General features: G+C 37.4%; 11 protein-coding genes and 2 pseudogenes. 2 read left to right on the forward strand and 11 right to left on the reverse strand.

Annotated elements, in window-relative coordinates; translation table 11 throughout:
- Positions 1 to 78 precede the first annotated feature (78 nt).
- Positions 79 to 429 (forward strand): annotated as a pseudogene (locus tag C7B62_RS06925) (Tn3 family transposase); the annotation flags it as partial.
- 7 nt (positions 430 to 436) lie between these two features.
- Here C7B62_RS06925 and C7B62_RS06930 read toward each other — a convergent pair.
- Entirely contained in the window at positions 437 to 1,045 is a 609-nt protein-coding gene (locus C7B62_RS06930) for a tyrosine-type recombinase/integrase (RefSeq protein ID WP_106233979.1), read from the reverse strand.
- Between the two features lie 179 nt (positions 1,046 to 1,224).
- Between C7B62_RS06930 and C7B62_RS06935 the strand changes: the two genes are divergently transcribed.
- A complete protein-coding gene (locus C7B62_RS06935) occupies positions 1,225 to 1,920 on the forward strand; it encodes a tyrosine-type recombinase/integrase (RefSeq protein WP_233219848.1) in 696 nt (231 codons plus the stop codon).
- A gap of 27 nt (positions 1,921 to 1,947) precedes the next feature.
- On the opposite strand, the gene C7B62_RS06940 is transcribed toward C7B62_RS06935, so the two are convergent.
- From C7B62_RS06940 to ectB, 10 genes and pseudogenes are all read right to left on the reverse strand, one after another.
- Positions 1,948 to 4,122 carry an acylase gene (locus tag C7B62_RS06940; RefSeq protein WP_106233982.1) on the reverse strand — a complete coding sequence of 725 codons (2,175 nt, stop codon included), beginning with the start codon at positions 4,120 to 4,122 and terminating at the stop codon, positions 1,948 to 1,950.
- Entirely contained in the window at positions 4,109 to 4,864 is a 756-nt protein-coding gene (locus tag C7B62_RS06945; RefSeq protein WP_106233984.1) for a thioesterase II family protein, read from the reverse strand. The genes C7B62_RS06940 and C7B62_RS06945 overlap by 14 nt, the downstream gene beginning before the upstream one ends.
- A gap of 46 nt (positions 4,865 to 4,910) precedes the next feature.
- Positions 4,911 to 5,927: pseudogene (locus C7B62_RS06950) on the reverse strand (TauD/TfdA family dioxygenase); the annotation flags it as partial.
- Between the two features lie 75 nt (positions 5,928 to 6,002).
- The gene (locus tag C7B62_RS06955) at positions 6,003 to 7,466 is read right to left on the reverse strand and encodes an aspartate aminotransferase family protein (protein WP_106233989.1); all 1,464 of its coding nucleotides are present in this window, start codon (positions 7,464 to 7,466) and stop codon (positions 6,003 to 6,005) included.
- Positions 7,467 to 7,482: 16 nt separating this feature from the next.
- Positions 7,483 to 11,850 carry a non-ribosomal peptide synthetase gene (locus C7B62_RS06960; protein ID WP_106233992.1) on the reverse strand — a complete coding sequence of 1,456 codons (4,368 nt, stop codon included), beginning with the start codon at positions 11,848 to 11,850 and terminating at the stop codon, positions 7,483 to 7,485.
- Between the two features lie 10 nt (positions 11,851 to 11,860).
- Positions 11,861 to 12,901, reverse strand: coding sequence for a TauD/TfdA family dioxygenase (locus C7B62_RS06965; protein ID WP_106233994.1), 1,041 nt, complete (start codon positions 12,899 to 12,901; stop codon positions 11,861 to 11,863).
- Positions 12,902 to 12,923: 22 nt separating this feature from the next.
- On the reverse strand, positions 12,924 to 17,774 hold the full coding sequence (locus tag C7B62_RS06970) for a non-ribosomal peptide synthetase (RefSeq protein WP_106233996.1): 4,851 nt from the start codon (positions 17,772 to 17,774) through the stop codon (positions 12,924 to 12,926).
- Between the two features lie 302 nt (positions 17,775 to 18,076).
- Entirely contained in the window at positions 18,077 to 18,826 is a 750-nt protein-coding gene (locus C7B62_RS06975; protein ID WP_106233999.1) for a class I SAM-dependent methyltransferase, read from the reverse strand.
- Between the two features lie 125 nt (positions 18,827 to 18,951).
- Positions 18,952 to 21,675, reverse strand: coding sequence for an amino acid adenylation domain-containing protein (locus tag C7B62_RS06980; RefSeq protein WP_106234002.1), 2,724 nt, complete (start codon positions 21,673 to 21,675; stop codon positions 18,952 to 18,954).
- A 110-nt stretch (positions 21,676 to 21,785) separates the two neighbouring features.
- On the reverse strand, positions 21,786 to 23,078 hold the full coding sequence (gene ectB / locus C7B62_RS06985; protein ID WP_106234005.1) for a diaminobutyrate--2-oxoglutarate transaminase: 1,293 nt from the start codon (positions 23,076 to 23,078) through the stop codon (positions 21,786 to 21,788).
- Positions 23,079 to 23,110: the final 32 nt, after the last annotated feature.

Here is a 23,110-nt window from a genome sequence, read left to right on the forward strand (position 1 = left end):
AAACCTTCTCTCGATCTAGAGCCGAAAGAATTATTGGCACTACCTTCTGCTACTTTCTAACTTTGTCGAACTCACGTCGATTCAGAAGCCATACGCCGAGAGATTAATGAAGGTTTAAATGTGGTAGAGAGATGGAATGGGGTTAATGACTTTATCTTCTACGGTAAAGGTGGTGAGTTTGCTTCTAATCGCTTGGAGAGTCAAGAACTATCGGTATTATCTTTGCACCTGTTACAGATTTGTTTGGTGTATGTAAATACCTTGATGATTCAAAGCGTACTGGCGCAGGAGCATTGGTCGAAGAGGCTGACGGCGAGGGATTTACAGGCTATTACTCCTTTGATTTTTAGTCATGTGAATCCTTATGGCTTGTTTAAGTTAGATATGAAGGAGAGAATAGAGAGGTTAGCGCAACCATTAGTGGCATAGAATCGGTCTAATCCATCCAGAAATTCTCAAACCTTCGGGGTGACATCTGAGTATAGCGGACTGTATGATGAATATTTTTATGCCCTAAATAATCCTGAATCGCTCTGGTGTCATGTCCTTGGGCAGCTAGATAGTATCCGCACGCATGGCGCAGTTGATGAGGGTGAACGAGTAAGGGAATACCAGCTATTTCTCCTGCTCTGGCTACAATGTGGCGAATGGAACGAGTTGAGAGAGCGGCTTTGCGTTCGGAAACAAATACATAGCTCGTATCAGTATAATCTCTCTGGATTTGGCGTAAAGCTCTGATTTCGGGAGAACGCAAAGGATGAATACTGTCGTGACCATGTTTGACTCGATGGACTTCGATGTAACCACTAGCTAAATCTATTTGAGTCCATTTAAGAGCTACTAATTCAGCCGTTCTCAATCCATGACGAAACATCAGTAAAATAATTCCCCCATCTCTGATGCCATGACGACCTACTTTTTTGGCTGCGCGAATCATGGCATTAATTTCCGAAGTACGCAGGTATTCTCTTTCTCTGGTTGATGCTTTTTTCGGTGGAGGAGAAAACTTTGCCGAAAAGGGAAGTTGGGCGGTGATTTGTAGCATGGGTCAAGTCCTCATGCTGGTGTTTATCTCTTTATGATACTTTGCCTAGAAGGAGACAATTTAGGCAAAGTTAATATTTGTATTTCTTATCAATCAAACCAAAAAATGGTATAAAAAATCACACTTTTTTTGAGGCTGCACTTCGTTGCACGAACCTTCTATTTTCGCCAAGTCATGGATTGATTAAAAGTAATCCCGCCCAAAAGATTAAAGCACCCAAAGACAGAAAAGATCCTGCTGCTCGGATTACTTTTATGGAAGTAGATGAATTAAAATTTCTACTCGACCATATTCAATTTCAATTAGTTCAAGCTAAAACAAACAAACAAAAACTAGTACTGATGCGCGATCGCGTTTTGGTTGGCATCATGAGTTTAGAAGGATGCAGAACAGTAGAGATGCACCAACTCAGAATAGAAGATATTGTTAGGCAGGGCATTAAAACAGGACTAAAGGTATCGGCAAAACGAGCCAGTCGAGTTGTTCCTTTAACAGATAACTTGACTACTCAATTAGATGAATATTTAGAGGTAAGGCAACTCGTTTTAAGAAGAAAAATTAAACCTACTGATTTTGTCTTTGTATCCTTAAGTAACAATAGTAAAGGTAAACAACTATCTAGACGGAGCATCAGAGCAATTATTGATGGTTATTTAGTTGCCACTAATCTTAAATATACTCCTGGTCGAATCCTTTCTGCCCACAGCTTGAGACATACTGCTGGTACGTTGGCATTAAGAACTGGTGCAGATTTGAGACAGGTACAGGATTTGCTGGGTCACGCTGACCCCAGAACTACTTCGATCTATGCCCATGTTGGCGATCGCTGGGAAAATAATCCAGGAGACAACATTGAGCGCGATCTTTATTGTTGAGATTGGCAGTAATGTCCATTTTTACGTCTAGTTTTTTTGAAAGACTTTACGTTCTTCTAAATTAGCCTCCACTTCTGGACGTGAATACCAGACGGGACGCAACTGTTTTTGAGAAAATAATTTTAATTGTTCGCTAGAGTTACTATTTGACTGAGTGCTATTACCATAGGTAGTTAGTGCCATTGCCTTGACTGGTTGAGAAAACTCAATAGCAGCGACGAAAGAATCTCCATCAAAGCCTTTAAAATGTTTAGAGTCTGACCCCGGGGCAAAATTAACTACTCGAAAGATCCCAAAATCTCCTGGTCCACCATTAGCAGGGAGATCTACATTGCCGTAGTTCATACGGAACACTTCACCCCAGGGAACATCGATTGCGCCATAGTCTTGTTCGATTTTGGTAGCTACAGCTAAGAGTGTTGCTACTGATTGTTGAGGATTGGCTAAACCATCGGGGGTAGTAAGAGGAGATTTTTTTTGCCAGGGCTTACTAAACAAGGTATCAAAGTCAGTTTCTTCTAACCAAGCAGCAAATAATACTGCTCCCCGACTATCGGCATTAGCTTGTCGATCCCAGTTTGACAATACATCAGCTACTTTTAAAGCTAAGGGACTACCTTCTCTTCGTAATGCAGGGAGTAAATCATCGAGGAGGCGATCAGCCGTTTGCATACGGGTTGAGTGTTTATCGGCAATCATTTCTTCAAGAGAGATTTTAGAATCTTCTGCTAGCATACGGGCAGAACGTTGGGGTCGAAAATCCATTCCTTGGGGTGCTATGTAAGCAGGGTAATTTTTGGCAGCGATCGCAGTCGGAAAAGTAGTCGTCCAGGGCGGATCGTTGGCATTTTGTAGCCAACCGCTAGTCGGATCGACGATACGGGGTAAATCTTCGTAAGGGTGAATTTTAGTCCATAAGGTATCTGAGGTGTCACCAGGAATAATACCCGACCAATATGCAAAATCTCCCTGAGAGCGAATGGGAACTTGACCGTTAAATAGGTGCATAATATGCCCCTCACGGTCGGCATACATGATAGTGAACATGGAAAGCTGTAGGCGTTTCAGTACCGCTTCAAACTGTTTGAAGTTATTAGCTCTTGCCATATCCCACCATTGCTCTAGTACCCCAGGGCGATCTAAACCGACAACTCTTAAGGCTAAGGCTTTCCCTTGTTCTTGTTTGATGACTGGACCATGAATAGAGCTTTGTATGGTAAGTTTCTCTGATCGCATGGTGCCATCTGGTTGTTTGACCTTAATTTCAGCAGTTTTTTGGGCAAAATTACGTACTTCACCATCAAATAAATATCCGTCGCCAGAGAGGGTTAACTCATAGAGATCCCAACCATCAAAAGTATTGACCGTGTGAGTCCAGCCTAAATTATTATTAAAAGCGATCGCCAGAACGGGAATACCGACTAAAGTTGCACCATAGGCATCAATTCCAGGGGCGGTAATTTGTGCTTCATACCAGAGGAATAAATCTGACCAAGGCAAATGGGGATTTGCCAGTAACATGGCATTACCACTAGTAGAATGATTCGGCGCGATCGCCCAACCATTAGAACCTTTAGATTGTTCTGGTTTTGATTGTTTCCCTTGGCTACCTAAGTCGGCAACTGTTGCTGGATCTACCACAAAGGTAAAATTAAGTACTCGATGAACGTGCGCCAGAACATCTTCTCCTGTTACTGGCAATACTACTTCAACTTCATCGTCAATTAATTCAGGATGTTCTTGTGCATAGCTATTGATACCAGCAGCAAAAGCATCTAAATAGTTGCGAAAAGTTTTATTCTGTTCTTGATACCAAGTTGTTGCTCGTTCGGGAACGCCCATCGTGACAACCCATTGATCTGATTCTAGATAATCTTCGCCCCAGTATTCGGCAGCACGCCCTCTAGCTTGACCGTAAAGACGCAAAATTAGGTCGCCATGACTCTGCATTTGCGCCCAACCAAAAGCTCTAAATGCACCCTGAACGTCGACTCCATAGACATGAGGAATACCATAGTTATCCCAGAGAATTTCCGTACTTTTGGTATTACTTAGTAAACTTGTTTGTCCGATGAATAAAGCTATAAGTAGACCCGTAACAAATAAAATTGATTTAAAGGAGCGAACAAAATCTTTTTTGCTCGGCTGATTTTTTAAAAATAGATAATTATTCAAGTTAACTTGTTGGTTAATGATAGACATTTAATTGTTGAATTAATTCTGGAAGAAAAGACTGAGACGAATGAATAAAGAAATGATCTCCAGGTAACATTTTTAAATCAAAAGAATTGCAAGTTTGCGCTTGCCAAGCTTCAAGCTGTTCTATTGAGACTTCTTTATCTTGTAACCCACCAAAAACAGAGATTGGGCAATTTAGAGGAGCTTCATCAGAATAAATATATGTCTCTAAAACTGTAAAATATGCCCGTAAAATTGGCATTAATAGTTCCATTAACTCATGATTATTCAATACTTCTTCCGGAGTACCGTTGAGTTGGCGTAATTCTTGTAAAAAATCTGCTTCTGGGAGATTATGAATTGGCGGTTTAAAATTCTTAGTTTGAGGCGCTCGACGACCAGAAATAAATAAATGAACTGGTTCTAAATTGTATTGGCGACGAATAAAACGAGCCAGTTCAAAACTCACCAAACCTCCCATGCTATGACCAAAAAAAGCAAAAGGTTTATCTAGATAAGGTAGAATTTCTAGTGCGATCGCTTTGACTAAAGGTTCGATTCTTTGATAGGGTTTCTGCTCGATCTTAATTCCCCGTCCAGGTAATTCTATCGGACAAATTTTGATTGTTTTAGGTAAATAGTCAAGCCAAGAACGAAAAGAGTAAGAACTTGCACCAGCATAGGGGAAACAAAATAGACGTAGGGAAGCAGAATCATTGGATTTAGAGGGATCGAGGCAACAGATATTGGTCGGCGTAAATGCCATAATTTTTTCTGTTTAAAAGTTACTATTTTTATTCTTTAGAGAACACTTAATTAGAAGTAATCATTTCTCCCATAGCGACGACAATTTTGCGCTCACCTTGATAAGTATTACGACTATGAGCAGCTAACATATTATCTAGCATTAACACATCATTTTTTTGCCAAGAAAAACTAATTTTAGCTTCTTGATAAGCTCGATTAATTGCTACAATTTCTTCGTTTTCTAGACTAGAACCATCACCATAATAAACATTGCGAGGTAAATTTTCTGTTCCAAATACTGATACTAAAGATTCTCTGATTTTGATATCTAAATAGGATATATGGTGCAGTTGAATTTGATTAAAAAATATTGCTTCTTTTGTGAATGGATGTTTGGCGATCGCAGGTCGTTTTTGACGAGTTCTTAAAGCATTGTTGGGTAACCATTCAAACTCAATTTTAGATTCATAACAGTAATGTTCAACTACTGCTTTATCTTCGGTATGAAAGAAGTTTTGCCAACTGACATCTAAACCTTCAATATAGTTACGAACATACATTAATTGCTTTTGCACTAATTTTTTTCGTAATTTAGGGTCGAGGAGTCGATAAACTTGACGACAATCGACAATTGGTGTTTCTCCTCCCTGTTGTGCTGGTTGCACGCAGAAAAACCAAATTTTTTGAGGATAACAATTTAAGTGAGAACTTTCGTTATGAAATAAAATAGCTTGATCGGCAGGATAAGGAGTCGAACCGTAAACCTTGTCGCTAATCTCAGTGCGCGGTAGATCTCCATAATCACCAAAGAGACTAGGACACATAGCTTGTGCTAAATTTTCAAAATCGGCAATTGAAGTGAGATTACAATCACGAAATAGAATTGCTCCATGTTGGCGTAATCGATCTTCTAGCAATTGACGATTGCTTTTAATCCAATCAATTATATCGATATCTTTTACAGCAGGGGTAATTATTAAAGGTAAAGTTTGCCCTGCTTGTAGATAATCTGTCTTAATTAATTTCTTAGAAGAGGGTAATTCAATCGCTTTGGGTTTAACTTTGAGGAATTGCTGAAATTTATTTTGCATCTCTAGTTACTTTTGCCATTTTTGTGATTCTCTTGCTCTTATTGAAATTGAACCTTGTTATTTTAGTTAGCCTAAAAATCCTCCTTGACCAAGCTCGGTTAAGCTGTCTTGAATAGCTTGGAGAATTTGCTCAATATCTTCTTGAGTATGAGCTACAGATAAATAACCACTTGCTCCTAAAAGGTGAATTCCTCGATCGAGTAAGTTATAGCGTAATAACTCCATACAGCAATCAATAGCCGAATCTGGTTCGGAATCTTCGTTCTCATCTTCTATGGCAGCAGAGCCAAACAAGGAGCCAAAATTAGCCATCTTCAAAGGTATTGCATTGTTTTCAAAAAAACTATTCAGAGTCTCGACAAATCTAGAAGTACGTTGATTCAAATCTGCTTGCAGAGTCTCTCCCTCAGTTTGCAGATGTCTCAGGACAGCCCGTGCAGCAGCCATAGCTAAAGGATGTTTACAGAAAGTACCAGCAAAAAATGTTTTTTGTGCTTGAGGATAAGAGTTATCTCCATAATTCCACATCCCTCCATCGATGGCATTCATAAAGACTGCTTTCCCCGCAATAATACCGATAGGCATACCGCCACCGACAATTTTGCCATAGGTTGCAATGTCGGCTTCCACATCAAAATATGCCTGTGCGCCACCAGGATGTATCCGAAAACCAGTGACCATCTCATCAAAGATTAGGGCAATTCCCAATTTGGTGGTTAACTGTCTGAGTCGCTGAAGAAAAGCTTTTGGCTGTAAAGCTGGTCTTTTCGTTTGCACGGGTACGACCAAAACTGCTGCTAGTTCTTGTTCGTAAGCTTGAATTATTTCTAGTGATTGAGGGCTATCGTAATCTAGCACTAAAACATCTTTGACAAAATTAGATGGTATTCCAGGAGCTATGGGTAAAGTTAAGATATTTCCGTTTGTTCTTTGTCCTTTGACTAAAGTGCCATCGAAATGACCATGATAAGAGCCTGAAAAGATAACGATCTTAGTGCGACCTGTAACTGCTCTTGCTAAACGAATAGCCGTCATTACTGCTTCGGTTCCCGTATTGCTAAAAGCAACTCGCTCCATTCCTGTTAGTTGAGAAATTAACTCTGCTACCTCACCAACTAATTCTGATTGAGGACCAATTTGTATTCCCTTTTCTAGTTGTTTTGTTAGTGCTTCTTTGATGAAAGGAGGATTGTGACCAAAAAGATTGATGCCCAATCCCATCATTAGATCTATATATTCATTACCATCAACGTCCCACATTTTGGAACCCGAAGAATGCTCTGCCACAATGGGATAATAGATTTCCTTCAAAAGCAAACTAAAATTCCCTAAGTTTTTATTGTCAGCCAGGACTGGGCGATAGGTTTGAGAAAGTTGTTTTGATGTTTTTGTGCGCTGGTTATAGCGAGTAATAAAGTTTTCCAGATACTTTTGTTGATGTCGATTTAATTCGATGGTTGATGATGCTGTTGTGGATTGTTGTGAATTTGATAGCAAATCTTTTTGTGACTTAAATTCTGTAGTAGTCATTTAATTTTTACCTCCTCTATGATTTAATTTCTTGTTGAATTAGGTAAGAACAGTATTTATGCAGCAGTTTTTGATCCACTGGTGGGCAGATAATAGAACTACCTTCAAGTCCATAGAGAGTATTTTGGCAATCGAACTCTAAACTTGCTGTGGGTATTTTTTCTGCCGTTTCCTGAGCAGGGAAAAAAGGTATTAATGAATATAAAGGATGTTGGGCAGAACCTTTAGTAATCTGTAATAATTGCGATCTCCACTGTTGATAATCAATCGTCTTTAGTGAATAACCAAGAGAACGAATTTGTTCGATCAACATATTTGAGTGTAAGGTTTGTGAATTAACCAGGTGAAAAGCTTTTCCCAGAGATGTTTTTTTGCTTGATAAACGAACGATCGCTTTACTGACATAATCTACAGGAACGATGTTTTCCTTGATATCTTCGTCTGGAGCAGCTTCTAGTTGAATACAGCCTAAAATTAATTTAGATAAAAAGTCATTTTGGTTAAAGACTCCAGTTTGGCTATGTCCTGAGATGCGTGATGGTCGATAAATGCTGACAGGAATACCTCTTTCTCCTGCAATGGTGACTAACTTTTCGGCAACCCACTTAGTCTGACTATAGCCATCTTCAGGAATTAAGCGATCGTTAAGTTCATCTTGTTCTCGAATTAATTTCACTCCTGAATGAGCTTGAGATGAAAATACGCTAGAACTAGAGATGAAATGTACGGGTTTGACTTTAATCTGACTAGCTAATCTCAAAACTTCTTGAGTACCTAAGACATTAGTTGCTTTGAGGATCGAGTAGGGATAAATATGATGAACCCAAGCACCATTATGATAAATAGCATCGATTTTACTGGCGATCTCTTGAAATTGCGTTGCTTCCAAACCCAAAAGTGGCTTTGATAAGTCTCCTGGTAAGGGAATAATTCTCGAACTTAAAGATTCATCCCACAGGTAATAGGATTCTAAACTGTCCCGTAACTTTTGTTTGCCTGCCTCAAAATTTGAACACCTTACCAAGCAATAAATCTCAGCCTCTGTTTGTTGCAAAAGTTCGTAAAGTAAAAATGCTCCTAAAAAGCCTGTTGCTCCCGTTAACAAGATACAAGTACCGTCAGTAACAACTGCACCTGGATTTTCGGGGTGACTTGTTAGTTGAATTGTGGGGTCAAGCATCGCTTCAGTTTTGAAATCTATTAGAGTTTGAGGCTGAGTTGAATCGTTATTTTCTGGATGAATAACTCTGGCGATATTTTGAGCCAGACTATCTATTCTAGGTGTTTCTAGTAAACTGCGTAAAGATATATCTATCTGAAGAGTTTCTCTGATTTTGGCGAGTAGCTGAGTCGTGAGTAAAGAATGTCCTCCTAAGTCAAAGAAATTATCGTAAATGCTAATTTGCTCAACTTTTAGGAGATCGCGCCAAATTTCAACCAATATTTCTTCGATCGGAGTGCGAGGAGCAACAAAAATTCCTGAATTATGCGATCGCACCTGTTCTGGTCTGGGTAGGGATTGACGATCTATTTTGCCATTAGGAGTTAATGGTAAATTGTCTAGTAACACGAATACAGACGGTATCATGTAATTTGGCAGCTTTTCTTGCAAAAAATAGCGTAATTCCTCAATACTTGGTGCTGATTCTTGATGAGGAACACCATAGGCAACTAAACTTTGATAATTAGTTTGCTCTTCTCTGACAACAACTACACTTTCTTGTAAATCTGGATGTTGATTTAGGGTTAGTTCAATCTCTTCTAATTCAATCCGATAACCTCTAATTTTTACTTGGCGATCGCTCCTCCCCAGAAATTCAATATTTCCATCAGCCAAATATTGCCCTAAGTCACCGGTTTTGTATAAACGCGCATCTAGATCCTGACTAAACGGATGAGGAATAAATTTCTCGGCTGTAAGTTGTGGTTGATCGAGATAGCCTTGAGCTATTCCTGTCCCGCCAAGATAAATTTCCCCTGGAACTTGAATGGGAACTGGATTAAGCAGAGAATCAAGGATATAGATCTCAACATTAGCTATTGGTTTACCAATGGGAATTCGCCCAGGTATTTCAGATTGACAGTGATAGACGCTACTCCAGACAGTGTTTTCAGTTGGTCCGTATTCATTAAATAGATTAGTTTCTGGTAGTTTGGCTAAATGGCGTTTGACTAATTCTTGAGTACAAGATTCTCCTGCCACAATGACGGTTTGTAACGATTGGAGAGCTTGCGGCTTCGACTCCTGGAGGGTCAAAGCATATAAAGAAGGCAGACAGAGTAGATGAGAAATGTGATCGCGATCAATCGACTCGATTAACTTGGGTATGTCTCGCGGTAAATCTGCTTCCGGTAAGTATAGTGTTCCTCCCTGACATATTGTCCAGAAAATACCAGCAACCGAACTATCAAAGGCAAAGGATGAAAGCAATAAAAAGCGAGTTACAGGTTGTTGATAATAGCTAATACGAGCGCAAGTAGAATGGACTAAATTTCGATGATTAATCCGAACACCTTTGGGTTTACCTGTCGAACCAGAAGTGTAAATAATGTACGCTAGATTGTTAGGGATTAAATCTAGGGCTAAATTTTCTTGATTATGATTAGCAATTGTTTCCCAGTCTGTATCCAAACAGATTTTAGGAACTTGTTGATGTTGAGATAAGGTTTCTAACAATAATTGCTGAGTTAGTAAAAATGGAGTCTGGGAATTTTCTAAAATCCAAGTGATTCTTGCTTGAGGATAGGTTGGATCTATTGGGACATAAGCACCACCTGCTTTGATAATACCCAGAATACCCACGAGCATTAAAAGCGATCGCTCGACACAAATTCCGACTAATGTTCCTGGTTGTAATCCTAGTTTTTGTAAATAGTGTGCCAGTTGATTAGCGCGTTGGTTAAGATCTTTGTAGGTAAGTTGTTGATCGTCGAACACCACCGCAACATTATCTGGTGTCGATCTCACTTGTTCTTCAAACAGGTGATGAATACATTTGTCTGTCGGATAATCGGCTTGGGTTTGGTTAAATTCAACTAATAACTGATTCCTAGCGCGATCGCTTAATATATTTAAAGTGTCGATCTTTGCTTCTGGATTCTCAACAGCACTTTCTACTAACAGATAAAATTGATCTTGTAATCGCTTAATATCTTCTAAAGTAAATTGGGCTGAATCGTAATAAAAATCAGTAACTACAGAATTATCTTGGGGGCGACAAGACAACTTAACTTCAAATTTATCTGTACAGGTAAATTGTTGATAGAGAGAGAAAGAAAGATTATCTTCACAATATTTGATAGCTTCTGATTCAAAATCGAAGCCAATTAGACAGAAATTAAATTGTTGAGTATTATCAATGATTTCTTGCCAATCAAAACATTCTTGCCATCGAGATATTTCGGCTAAAGATTCCTCGATATTTTGCACAATTTGACTAAAGCTAAGATGGTCATTTAAATGATTATGCAGAGGTAAATTTTTGGCAAATAATCCTATTGTGTCTTTCAGTTCTGGATATTCTCTACCAGCACAAGCAATACCAATAATAATATTTTCTTGTTTAGTTAAACGCCAGAGTAAAGTTTGCCAGCAAGCCAATAAAAAATTGGCAACAGAAGTATCGTAATCTAGGGCAGTTTTTCTAATTTTTTTAGCTGTATTTTTAGTAATTTTAGTAGTAAATAGGCGAGGTGAAAATTCTAATTTATGCCTAAGATGACTTTCTCTAGGTAGCTTAAGATGTCCCAAAGTAGAAAAATCTTGTTTGCTCCAATATTCTCGACCAATTTCTGTTTCCGCTGCTGCCAAAATTTCGTTTTGCCATTCAGCAAAATCTACATATTGTAAAGGCTGTTCTGATATACTTTCCCCTTGCAAACAGGCTGAATAAGAACGACTCAGTTCTCGAATCAAATTGCGGATACTGCTCAAATCGACTAGCATCGCCGAAGTATTTATTATTAATAGATGGCGTTGCTTAGATAAAGTAACTAGACACGTATTAAATATCGATTCTTGCTCAAAATCAAGAGGTAAATTTTTAGTTGTTGCTAAAACATTTTCAATTTCTTGCTCTTGTGCTTGAGGAGTAAGATCTCTTAAATCGTAGAATTTTTCGAGTAAAGTTAAACCATCTAAATCGTCCGCGATCGCCTGAACGGGAATACTAATTCCAGGAAGATAACGAAAGTTTGTCCGCAGAATCTCGTATCGATTAACAATATTTTCTAAAGCCATTTTTAAAACTTGAATATTCAAGTTTCCCTCAATTAAAATAGCGCACTGAACGCGATAATTTTGAGAATCATTATCTTTATGTAACGACCATAAATATTCTTGTTGTAATGACAGTCTAAATCCTTCTTTTATTTCTGTTAACATGGTTCGATTATTACTTAACTGCTACGTCTTTGCTATTAATTGCTTGTGCCATCCCTACTACAATTTTACGAACACCTTGATAGGGGTAACGTCCATGTACTGCTAGCATATTATCTAGCAATAAAACATCTCCTTTTTGCCAAGAAAAAGTGATCATTTCTTGTTGATAGGCATTACGAAGATGATCTAAAACTGAAGCTTCAATGGGAGAACCATCACCATAATAGGTATTAGTGGGTAAATTTTCTTCTTTAAATCCAGAAAATAAAGCATCACGAATTTGCGGTTTAAGAGTAGAGACATGAAAAAAAGTAGCATGATTAAACCAAACTTTTTCCTTTGTTTGAGGATGAGAAACAAAAGCCGATCCTACTTGCCTAGTTCTCAAACCTTCTTCTCCTTTCCATTTCCATTGAATATTATTTTGACGACAATAGGCTTCAACTTTGGTTTTATCAGTTGTTTGAAAAACAGTTTGCCAAGGTAAACCAAAACCATCGCCAAAATTTCGCAGATACATTATTTTTTTTGCTTGAAAGCGTTCTTGAATGTCACGATCTATCTGCTGTAAAATATTGCGACATCTGCCTATTGGAGTTTCTCCTCCTGCTGATGCTGGAGTTAAGCAAAAAAATAAAATTCTCAGAGGAAAAGTAGGGGAGTAAGAATGTTCGTTATGAGGAAAAATACTTTGATCTGCGGGATAATCGGTGGAAGTATAAATGTTTCCACTAACTTGAGTACGAGGTGAGGCTCGATACTTATATTCTAAAGCTGGCTGACAAATAGCTGCAATAAATTGCTCGAATTTATCGACAGTTTCAATTTCAAAATTGCGAAATAGTATTGCTCCATACTTTAGTAAGTTTTTTTCGACAAATTCTCGATTTTTAGTCCCCCATGAGATCGGATCTAAGCCTTTAATAATAGGTTTAATAACCAAAGGAAATTCTTTTTCACGATGCAAAAATTCTGTTTTAATTAATTTTTCTGGAGACGAATTAATCGGTTTTCGATTAATTTTTCTGAATTTAGAAATTTCAGTTTTCATAATCTAATTATCCAAATTTTACTTACATTAAAGACTTGCGTTGAACCTTCCCTAGCTTCTGGCTTAGGGCTATTTGATATTCATGCTCCTGGGATTGATGCTGTTGTTTTGCTGCACAACTCAAAATAGATTTAAGTTCGCCTAATTGTAGTTCTGGTCGCCGAGCAATTGTAGATAGTATTAGTTTTAAATTTGTCAGCAATTCGGCTATTTTGCGATCGCTGAATAAGTCCGTATCATATTTTAGTAGACCATTTAATCCTGCCTCTGTATCTTCTAAATCTAGAAGCAGATCGTACTCTGCTATCTTTTTATCGAGATCTATCGAACTTATTATTAAACCAGGCAATTCTAAAGATGATATAGGAGTATTCTGAAGAATTATTTTGACCTGGAATAATGGTGTGTGACTTAAACTTCGTTTTGGATTTAAGACTTCTACTAACTTTTCAAAAGGTAAATCCTGATTAGCATAAGCATCTAAAGTTACGTGACGTGTTCTTGTTAGCAATTCTGGAAAGCTTGGGTTTCCAGAAAAATCGCTACGTAAGACTAATTGATTAACAAAAAAGCCAATTAAATTTTCAATTTCACTTTGATGACGATTAGCAATATCAGTACCGATAAGCATATCTTCTTGATTTGTATACCAATGGAGTAAAGTTTGAAATGCTGTGAGTAATGTCATGAATAAAGTTACATCATGCTTGATGCTGAAGTTTTTCAACTCATCAGACAAAGCTTTGGCAATTACAAAAGGTTGTTGTCCGCCGCGAAAAGTTCTAACATTTAGTCGAGGATTAGCAATTGGCAGTTTAAGGATCGGTAATTCACCACCTAACTTGCTCTTCCAATAATTTAATTGCCGATCTAAAACTTCTCCCTGTAAGTAATTTCGTTGCCAAACAGCATAATCTGCATATTGAATTGGTAATTCTGGCAGAGGTGATGGTTTGCCAGATAAAAAGGCTTGATAAAGTGTGGCAACTTCTTGAACTAAAATACCTGTAGACCAACCATCAGAAATGATATGGTGCATGGTAAAAAGGATGATGTGTTCTATATCGCTAAGTCGAATTAAGGTAACTCGCAATAAGCAATCTTGCTCTAGACAGAATGGTTTTAATGCTTCTTGTTCGGCGAGTTTGGTGACTTCTTGTTCTCGTTCCGTTTTGAGTAAATTGGTCAAATCGATTATAGGTAGTTGAAAATTAATTTCAGGATGAATAACCTGTATTGGTTCATCAGTAACTATTTGAAAGCTAGTGCGTAGAATTTCGTGTCGCTCAATAATTGCTTCGAGGGTTTGAATTAAAACATCTATATTTAATTTGCCCTGCAAACGTAAAGCTTCAGGAATATTATAGGCAGGGCTATCTGGTTTTAATTGAGCGAGAAACCAAAGGCGTTGTTGAGCAAAAGATAAAGGCAAATCTCCCTCTCTAGCTACAGGCGTGATCGGTGGTATTTCTGCTGCGATACTGCTGTCTAATTGTTTGGCTAATTCTGCTACGGTGGGATGTTCAAACAAACAACGCAAAGGTAACTCGGTAGATAAACTCTGACGTATCTTGGAGATAACTTGAGTCGCCAGTAAAGAATGTCCTCCCAATTCAAAGAAATTATTATCAATACCTACTTGCTTTAAATTCAACACTTCTTGCCAGATATTAGCAATGATTTCTTCTTGAGGAGTGCGAGGTGAAATATAAGTTTCCTGATTTTGATACCAGTATAAATCAGGAATCGGTAACGAGTTGCGAGCGCATTTTCCACTAGGAGTAAGCGGGAAAGCCTCTAACTCCATCAACGCAGCAGGAATCATATAATCTGGCAACTTGGACTTAAGATATTCCCGTAATTGTTGACTATCTAGTTGTTCCTGAGCAAGATAATAAGCAACTAATCTTTTATCTCCAGTTTGATCTCCCCAAGGGATAACCACACAATCTTTAATTGCTGAATGTTTTGCTACAACTGCTTCAATTTCTCCTAATTCAATCCGAAAACCCCGAATCTTAATTTGATTATCGATTCTTCCCAAATATTCAATTGAACCATCGGATAGATAACGAGCTAAGTCTCCAGTTTTATATAGTCGCCTTCCTTTGCTAAATGGATTTTCAATAAACTTTTCTTTGGTTAATTCGGGCTGATTTAAATACCCTCTAGCTAACCCTACTCCACCAATATGTAACTCTCCTCCTACTCCAATCGGCACGGGTTGTAAATCTCGATTTAAAATATATATCTGTGTGTTGGCGATAGGGCGACCAATAGGAATTGTAGTAAGGGCAGTTGGCCCTAAAGGACTCGCTTCGCATCGCGAACTATCCTGACATTCTGGTTGACATTGCCAATAAGTGACATCGATCGCTGCTTCTGTTGGTCCATAAAGATTGTATAGTTCACAGTCTAGCCGAGCAAAAAACTTTTGTTGTAGAGGGAAAGATAGTTCTTCGCCACTACAAATAACTCGCTTTAGAGATCGACAATGTTCTAATCCTTCTGCTTCTAAAAATACCTTTAACATCGAAGGAACAAAATGCAGGGTAGTTATGTTGTTTTTTCTAATCAAATCGATTAAATAGTTAGGATCGCGATGTCCTTCAGGTTTAGCTACTATTAGACGCGCACCCACCATCAAGCACCAGAAAAATTCCCAGACTGAGACATCAAAGCTAAAGGGAGTTTTTTGTAATACACTATCGACTGTTGTTAGTTGGTAAGCATCTTGCATCCACAGTAAGCGATTTAAAATACCTCGATGGGTGTTCATTGCACCCTTGGGTTTACCTGTCGAACCAGAAGTGTAAATTACATAAGCCAGATTATCTAGACTCAGATTACAATTAGGGTTAGCTTTACTCTCTTCTGCGTTTGGCTTTTGCTCTCGTTCTAAAAAAACTACTTGAGCTTGATGAGGAGGAAGCTTTTCTTGAATGAACTGTTGAGTAATTAGAATCGAAGCTTGAGAGTTCTCTAACATGAAAGCTAATCGCTCGAGAGGATAACTAGGATCGAGTGGAATGTATGCTCCTCCTGCTTTAAGAGTGGCTAAAAGCGCAATTACTAATTCGAGGGATCTCTCAAGACAAATTCCAACTCTTTCTTCTGGTCTGACTCCTTGTTTTTGCAGGTAGTGTGCTAATTGATTGGCTTTAGTGTTTAATTCTTGATAAGTTAATTGTTGGTTTTCAAAAATAACTGCAATAGCATCTGGTGTTTTCTCTACCTGGACTTCAAATAAGGTGTGGATATATTTGTCTTGAGGATAATCAACTTCTGTGTCATTCCACTCTACTAATAACTGCTGTGTTTCGTCTTTAGTTAATAAGGGTAATTGTAATACTGATGTTTCTAGTTGAGTTGCGATCGCCTTCAATAACACCTGAAAATGTTCTACCATTCTTTTGATGGTGCTAGGCTTAAATAAGTCGGTGCTGTACTCAAACACTCCTGCTAATCCAGAAGGGGATTCAAACATATACAGGCTGAGATCGAATTTGGCTGTTTGACCTTCTTCGCTAATTGAACTTAAAGTTAATCCTGGCAATGTTAGTTCGGACTCTGGCGCATTTTGCAAGGCAAACATAACATCAAACAAAGGATTGCGATTGAGATGACGCTCTGGTTTTAGTTCTTCTACGAGTCGCTCGAAGGGTAAATCTTGATTGCTATAAGCTCCTAGGGTGACTTGTTTGACTCTTTGCAGTAACTCTTTAAAGCTAGGATTGCCTTCTATATTAGTTCGCAATACTAAGGTATTCACAAAGAAACCAATTAAACCTTCAATTTCAGCACGGTTACGATTGGCTATGGGAGTGCCGACTAGAATATCTTCTTGCTGGCTATAACGATGCAGTAAAACTTTGAAAGCTGCTAGCAACAGCATAAACAGGGTAACTCCTTCTTTCTGACAAAGAGCTTTAAGAGCCTGGGTTAGAGATGGAGAAATAGTGAAAGATTGGTTAGAGCCTTGATAAGTAAGCTTAATTGGTCGAGGATAGTCTGTCGGTAGGTTTAAGATCGGGGGATTACTACCTAATTGCTGTTTCCAGTAATTAAGTTGGGTTGACTGCGCTTTTCCTTGTAACCATTGGCGCTGCCAAACTGCAAAGTCGGCATATTGAATTGATAATTCTGGTAAAGGGGACGGTTTCCCTGATAGAAAGGCTTGATAGAGAGTCGCTATTTCTTGAATTAAGATGCCTGTTGACCAATTATCCGAAACGATATGGTGGGTAGTAAATAAAATTGTATGTTCTTGGCAACCGCATTTAAGCAGAGTAACTCGCAGTAATAAATCTTGTTCTAAGTTAAATGGTTTTTCTGCTTCTTGCTGGGCTAATTGTTTTACTTCTCTTTCTTTTTGAGTTGGGGATAAATTGGTTAAGTCGATGACTGAAAGCTGAAAATCTACTTCCGACTTAATAATTTGAATGGTTTGTGCTGTAACTGTAGTAAATGTTGTTCTTAAAATTTCATGTCGTCTAATAATTTCCCGTAAGCTCTGTTCTAATACCGCAACCTGAAGTTCACCAGTTAAACGCCAAGCTGAAGGTTGATTATAAAAAGGGTTGCCAGGTTCTAAGCGATCGAGAAACCACAACCTTTGTTGAGCAAAGGATAAAGGGATATTACCAGTTCGGGAAAAGGGTTGAATGGGAGTTGAAGACAGGTTAAGCTGAAGCAAGAATTCTAAGATTTCTGCTTTACGTTGGGCTAGTTCGGTTTTTAAGTTTGGGGTGAGTACATCTTTAGGAGCATTGCAGCGTAAGCGCACCTCTGAAGTAGCTTCTGGGCTACTCTCAGTCCAGAGTTTGACATCTAAACTATTGAGATGGGATAACAACTCGTTAATGGTTTTCATAGCTCAATTTCCTCTTACCTTTTTATCTTTGATTCTTTCATTTGAGAAATATTTAATTCATTGTTGTTTTTTGAGTTTGAGTTTGAAATAAAAGTTATATAAACTTCAGATATTTATTTAGTTTTCGTGATTGCTTAGAGCTAAAAAATATAATTCAAATAATTTTTATAAGATGTAAAATAATACTAAGTTTTGTATAAACATTTACAAAATAAAACTATCAGTTATCGAAAATATTGTTTAGCAAAACTTTTGGTAATTAGTATCTAACAGTTTGACATTGCAGTTATAGTAGAACTTTTTTATAGCTTACGACAAACATATACTTTTGTTCCAGCCATATTCAGATCATTTATGGCTAAATCTCTTTCTACATCATATATATTGACAATCGTAAATCCTATTTTTTCTAAAGCAGGCTGAACTTCTAATTTAGTAAAAGCTCTTGTTGATAAAACTACTTCTGAACGTTGCCATTCTCCTTCGATTAATCGAAACACAATATGATGATGTTGAGCAGTTTTGCTTTTTACATTAAAGTTTTTACGCATAATCCAAGCAGAATCATTTGTAGAATTAACTTCTACTTTATCCTTCCCTAAATCCAATTTGTAAACTTCTTCATCTTCTAATTCAAATACAAACCATCCATTTTCTAGGAGTGCATTATAGGTATTTTGAAAGACAGATATTAGTTCCTCTAACGTCATAATATGAAGGAAGACAGATATTGAAATAGCTGCATGAAAAGTTGGTGTTAATTTAAAAGAGCGTAAGTCATCTAAAATGTAGAAACCATCGGATGTATTTTCACGAGCTTTTAATAACATACCTTCTGAGCCATCTATTCCGGTAGCTTGATACCCTTTTCCTATTAGTTCTTTCATTAAGCTTCCTTCACCACAACCAAGGTCTAAAATTTGTGCTTTTTTGGGAAGATATTGCAAAAGTAGTTTGTCTAAAATTGGTATTATAATTTCATTATTAGCTTTCCCGTCATGGTAAACAGGAGAGAGGGAATCGTATTGAGAATAACGGCTTATTAAAGACATGATACTTACCTCAGATTATGTTGACTAAATTGTTCTTTTTCTTCTATTTCCTTGATTTATTTTCCCTAGGAACTCTATTCAAAATACATTTAATCTACTAAGTTGCAACAACTCATTAATGCTTTTCATAGCTCAATTTCCTCGCGGTCGCTTGCTATATCAGTGGGAATAGTCTGTAATTGTTGTAGGCTTTGCATACTGTCAAGATAAGTAGCTAACTTAGCTACTGTTGGTTCTTCAAATAAACTACGTAAAGGTATTTCTTGTTGGTATTGCTCTCTTAAGCGAGATATAACTTGGGTGGCTAACAAAGAATGTCCCCCCAGCTCGAAAAAGTCATCATCAACACTGATTTGCGATCGCTTTAATACCTCTTGCCAAATAATTGCTACGGTTTTTTCCGTCACTGTCTGGGGTGGGATAAATTCTCTGGGAGTATCTTGAATTTCAGGTAAGGCTCGTTTATCTATCTTGCCACTTGGGGTAAGGGGTAAGACAGGTAAAGACATCAAAGCGGAGGGAATCATCTGCTGGGGTAATCTTGTTTCGAGAAACTGGCGTAGCTGTAGAATAAGTTGGCTATCGTTTACCAGGCTGATGTTTTTAGGTACTACATAGGCTAATAGAGTCTTATCTCCTGAATCATCTTTAAGAACGTTCGCAACTGCTATATCAATCTCTGGATGTTGATTTAAAACTGCTTCAATTTCACCCAGTTCAATCCGAAATCCGCGAATTTTAACCTGGTTATCGATTCTACTAAGGTATTCAATTGAACCGTTGGGCAACCATCGCCCCTTATCTCCTGTTTTGTACAGTAAATCTGTCTCGACTCCTGGTAACGGTTTAGCAGTTTCAGGAAAGGGATTGGGTATAAAGCTAGCTTGGGTTTTTTCTTCATTGCGCCAATAACCCAACCCGACTCCATAACCCGATACACAAATTTCTCCTGGTACGCCGATAGGTAATACTTGTAAATCTTTATCCAGAACATATAGATTCAGATTAGCTAATGGTTTGCCAATGGGAACAGTACGTTGATTGGCTGGCAAGGGTTGTTCAATAATTGCTTGAGTAATATCGTCACTAGCTTCAGAAGGGCCATAAGCATTAACAATGGGAATAGTAGGATATAAACTTAGCCACTGATTAACTAAATCTACTGAGACCGAATCTCCCGTTACCATCATCCATTGCAGACATGGTAATTGGCTAACTTCAGGGACTAGGTTGGAAATGTATTCTAGTAAATCTTTGAGTACCACTGGTACTAATTCGAGCAAAGTAATATTTTCTTGTTGAATCGTTTGAAATAACTTTTCGGGATCGCAGATGGTTTCCGTATCGACAATAATAGTTTTACCGCCAATCAGAATGGGTGCTAAAAATTGCCAGACAGAAATATCAGAAGAAGCGGGCGCACTTTGGAGGAAAGTTAAATCTTGAGTTAAGTTTAAAGCCTCAAACTGAGCATAGATATGATTAATCGCCCCGCCATGTCTAATCATCGCTCCTTTGGGCGTGCCTGTTGAGCCAGAAGTATAGATGGTATATGCTAAATCTGTTCCCTTTCGCTCTAAATTAAGATTATCTGAATTACCTACTTCTGAAGAAAACCAAACATAATTAATTTTCCCGTTTCTTCGTCTCCCCGTCTCCTTGTCTTCATCCAAACAAATTAGATTCTTAACTTCGGGGCAATCTATAATTAATTCGTTTAAGGACTCTAAACTATCTGCATCACTTAGAACAGTCTTCACTTGACTATTGGTAAGCATATATTTAATTCTTTCAGCAGGATAAGTACTATCAATTGGTACATAAACTCCACCTACTTTTAAAATTGCCAAAATTGAGATTAGAAAATTAATGTCTCTCGCTTTGACAACAGCAATAAATTCTCCTGGCTGGATCTTTAATTGCTTCAGCGATCTCGCTAATTGATTCGCTTTTTGATTGAGTTCTTGATAGGTTAAACGATCTTTTTTATAGCTGACTACAATGCGATCTGGTGTTTTATTTACCTGTACTTCAAATAAACTATCTATAGTTTGGGTAACTGGATATTCTCGACTATTATGATTAAACTCTTGTAATATTTGGGTGCGACCGCCTTCTGTAATTAAGCTAAAATTCGATATTTGACAATTATGAATATTGTTGATATTGGCTACTAAGGTATTAATATAATATTTACCAAATAATTCGATAGTTTGTTGCTTAAATAACGAGCTTTTATATAATATTTTTCCTTTGATATGATTATTTTCAACAGTAAAAGTAATTATAATGTCGTTGTTTATTGCTTCTAGAGTATTCAGCCGATGGATATTCTCTAAAGCAATTACCAGATCGAAAATTGGGCATCTATTAGCTTGCTCGGATATTTTTAGTTGTCGAACTAAATCTGTCAATGGATAATGTTGATAACTATAAGATTTAATAGTAGTATCTTTAACTCGTTCTAAAATCTCTTTAAAAGTAAGTTGTTGATCGAGCTTAAAACGTAGTGGTATAACATTATCATTTAGAGTTTGATAACTGGGTGAACCAATAATAATTTCATCGCGATCAAAATATTTATGGAGAAAAATAACTGAGCTTGTTAGAAGCAGTAAATAAATAGAAAAATCAGAACCTTGAGTTATTTTAGTAATCTTGTTTGATAAATCTACTGGAAGCTCAAAAATAAATTGAGAATCTATTTTTGTTGAATTTTTAGCTCTAATATAATCAGGGATACAACTTGTTTCTGCTAGTTCTCCAGCTAATTGGTTTGACCAAAAAACTTTGTGAAAAAATAATTCTTCAGGAGCAAGAGTATTATTACGATAATTGGCGACAATCATTTTCTTAAATCAAACTAATTAATAAAATTGAGATCGGCAATACATACAATTCATGATAAATTTTAGTATTGCCAAATTCTGACAATGTTTAGCTAACTGCCTAAAAAAAGTTAAGCGCTAACTTTTTCTAACTGAGAATTGTTGTACATATTTTTGGTTAAACAATCAGTTAAAACTTGTTGAATTATTGAACAACCCTGTTGCAAAATCGACATTTCGATATTTAAAGGAGGTAAAATCTTGAGAACGGTATCACCTCTGCCTACTCGCTCGATAATTAATCCTTGATGAAAACAGCGATCGCTTATATTTTTAACGAGCTGAGGATTGTTAAATTTACCAAGGTCTATCCCCCAAATCATCCCAATACCCCGTATTTCTATCCTCTCATCTATTGGTTTTATTTTCTCATTTAAAAAGGTTTTTAAGAAAAACTCTTTCAGTTCAACTTCTTTTTCAAGATCGATATTTTCTCGATATTCAAGTGCAGCAGTTCCTCCCACAAATGCTAATTGATTGCCTCGAAAAGTCCCTGTATGTTCTCCTGCCTTCCAGATATCTAGTTCTGGTTTAATTAATAATAGTGACATGGGAAAACCATAACCACTAATTGATTTAGAGAGAATAACTAAATCAGGAACTATATTAGCTCTTTCAAAAGAGAAAAAAGACCCAGTACGACCACAACCAACTTGGATATCATCACAGATCAATAAAATATCGTGGCGATCGCATAAAGCTCTTAATTTTTGCATCCATTCTATGGGTGCAACTGTAATTCCACCTTCTGCTTGTACGGTTTCAAAAATAATTGCTGCTGGTTTAGCAATACCTGAATGAGAATCGTCAAGTACAGATTCTAAATATGCTATGGTATCCAAATTTGCCATTTTGCCATCGGGATAAGGCATAAATGTAACGTCATTAGCAATACCAAAAATACCCGCTCGTATTTCTTTGTTGCCCGTAATTGATAAGCTGCCTGATGTCATGCCATGAAATGCCCCCATAAAGGAAAAGATTCCCGTTCTTTGTTTGACTTTTCTCGCTAGTTTTAATGCTGCTTCTACGGCATTTGTTCCCGTTGGACCACAAAATTGCAAACGATAGTCTAGTTTTCTTGGTGACAAGATAGAACTCTGAAACTTGGCGATAAATTTTTCTTTAGCATCAGTATAAAAATCTAATCCATGAGCGATCGCATCAGAATTTAAGTAATCGATTACTTGCTGTTTAATGTAGTCGTTATTATGACCGTAATTTAATGCTCCTGCTCCTGCTAAAAAGTCGATATATTCTTTAGATTCAGAATAGATAATTGATTCTTTGGCTTTGTTAAATACAGTAGGAAAACTACGGCAGTAACTTCTAACATTTGACTCGTATTGTTCAGAAATTTTCATGGTATCTTTTGAAATTTGTGATTAAGTTATGC

Origin of the sequence: Pleurocapsa sp. CCALA 161, assembly GCF_003003995.1 — a bacterium.
In the GTDB taxonomy this organism is placed as follows: Bacteria; Cyanobacteriota; Cyanobacteriia; order Cyanobacteriales; family Xenococcaceae; genus Waterburya.

Bases quoted from the DNA above. Each gene is read 5' to 3' on its own strand.
- C7B62_RS06965 (WP_106233994.1), bottom strand. From the start codon at position 12,901: ATGAAAACTGAAATTTCTAAATTCAGAAAAATTAATCGAAAACCGATT.
- ectB (WP_106234005.1), bottom strand. From the start codon at position 23,078: ATGAAAATTTCTGAACAATACGAGTCAAATGTTAGAAGTTACTGCCGT.
- C7B62_RS06970 (WP_106233996.1), bottom strand. From the start codon at position 17,774: ATGAAAACCATTAACGAGTTGTTATCCCATCTCAATAGTTTAGATGTC.
- C7B62_RS06955 (WP_106233989.1), bottom strand. From the start codon at position 7,466: ATGACTACTACAGAATTTAAGTCACAAAAAGATTTGCTATCAAATTCA.
- C7B62_RS06960 (WP_106233992.1), bottom strand. From the start codon at position 11,850: ATGTTAACAGAAATAAAAGAAGGATTTAGACTGTCATTACAACAAGAA.
- C7B62_RS06980 (WP_106234002.1), bottom strand. From the start codon at position 21,675: ATGATTGTCGCCAATTATCGTAATAATACTCTTGCTCCTGAAGAATTA.
- C7B62_RS06945 (WP_106233984.1), bottom strand. From the start codon at position 4,864: ATGGCATTTACGCCGACCAATATCTGTTGCCTCGATCCCTCTAAATCC.
- C7B62_RS06975 (WP_106233999.1), bottom strand. From the start codon at position 18,826: ATGTCTTTAATAAGCCGTTATTCTCAATACGATTCCCTCTCTCCTGTT.
- C7B62_RS06930 (WP_106233979.1), bottom strand. From the start codon at position 1,045: ATGCTACAAATCACCGCCCAACTTCCCTTTTCGGCAAAGTTTTCTCCT.
- C7B62_RS06940 (WP_106233982.1), bottom strand. From the start codon at position 4,122: ATGTCTATCATTAACCAACAAGTTAACTTGAATAATTATCTATTTTTA.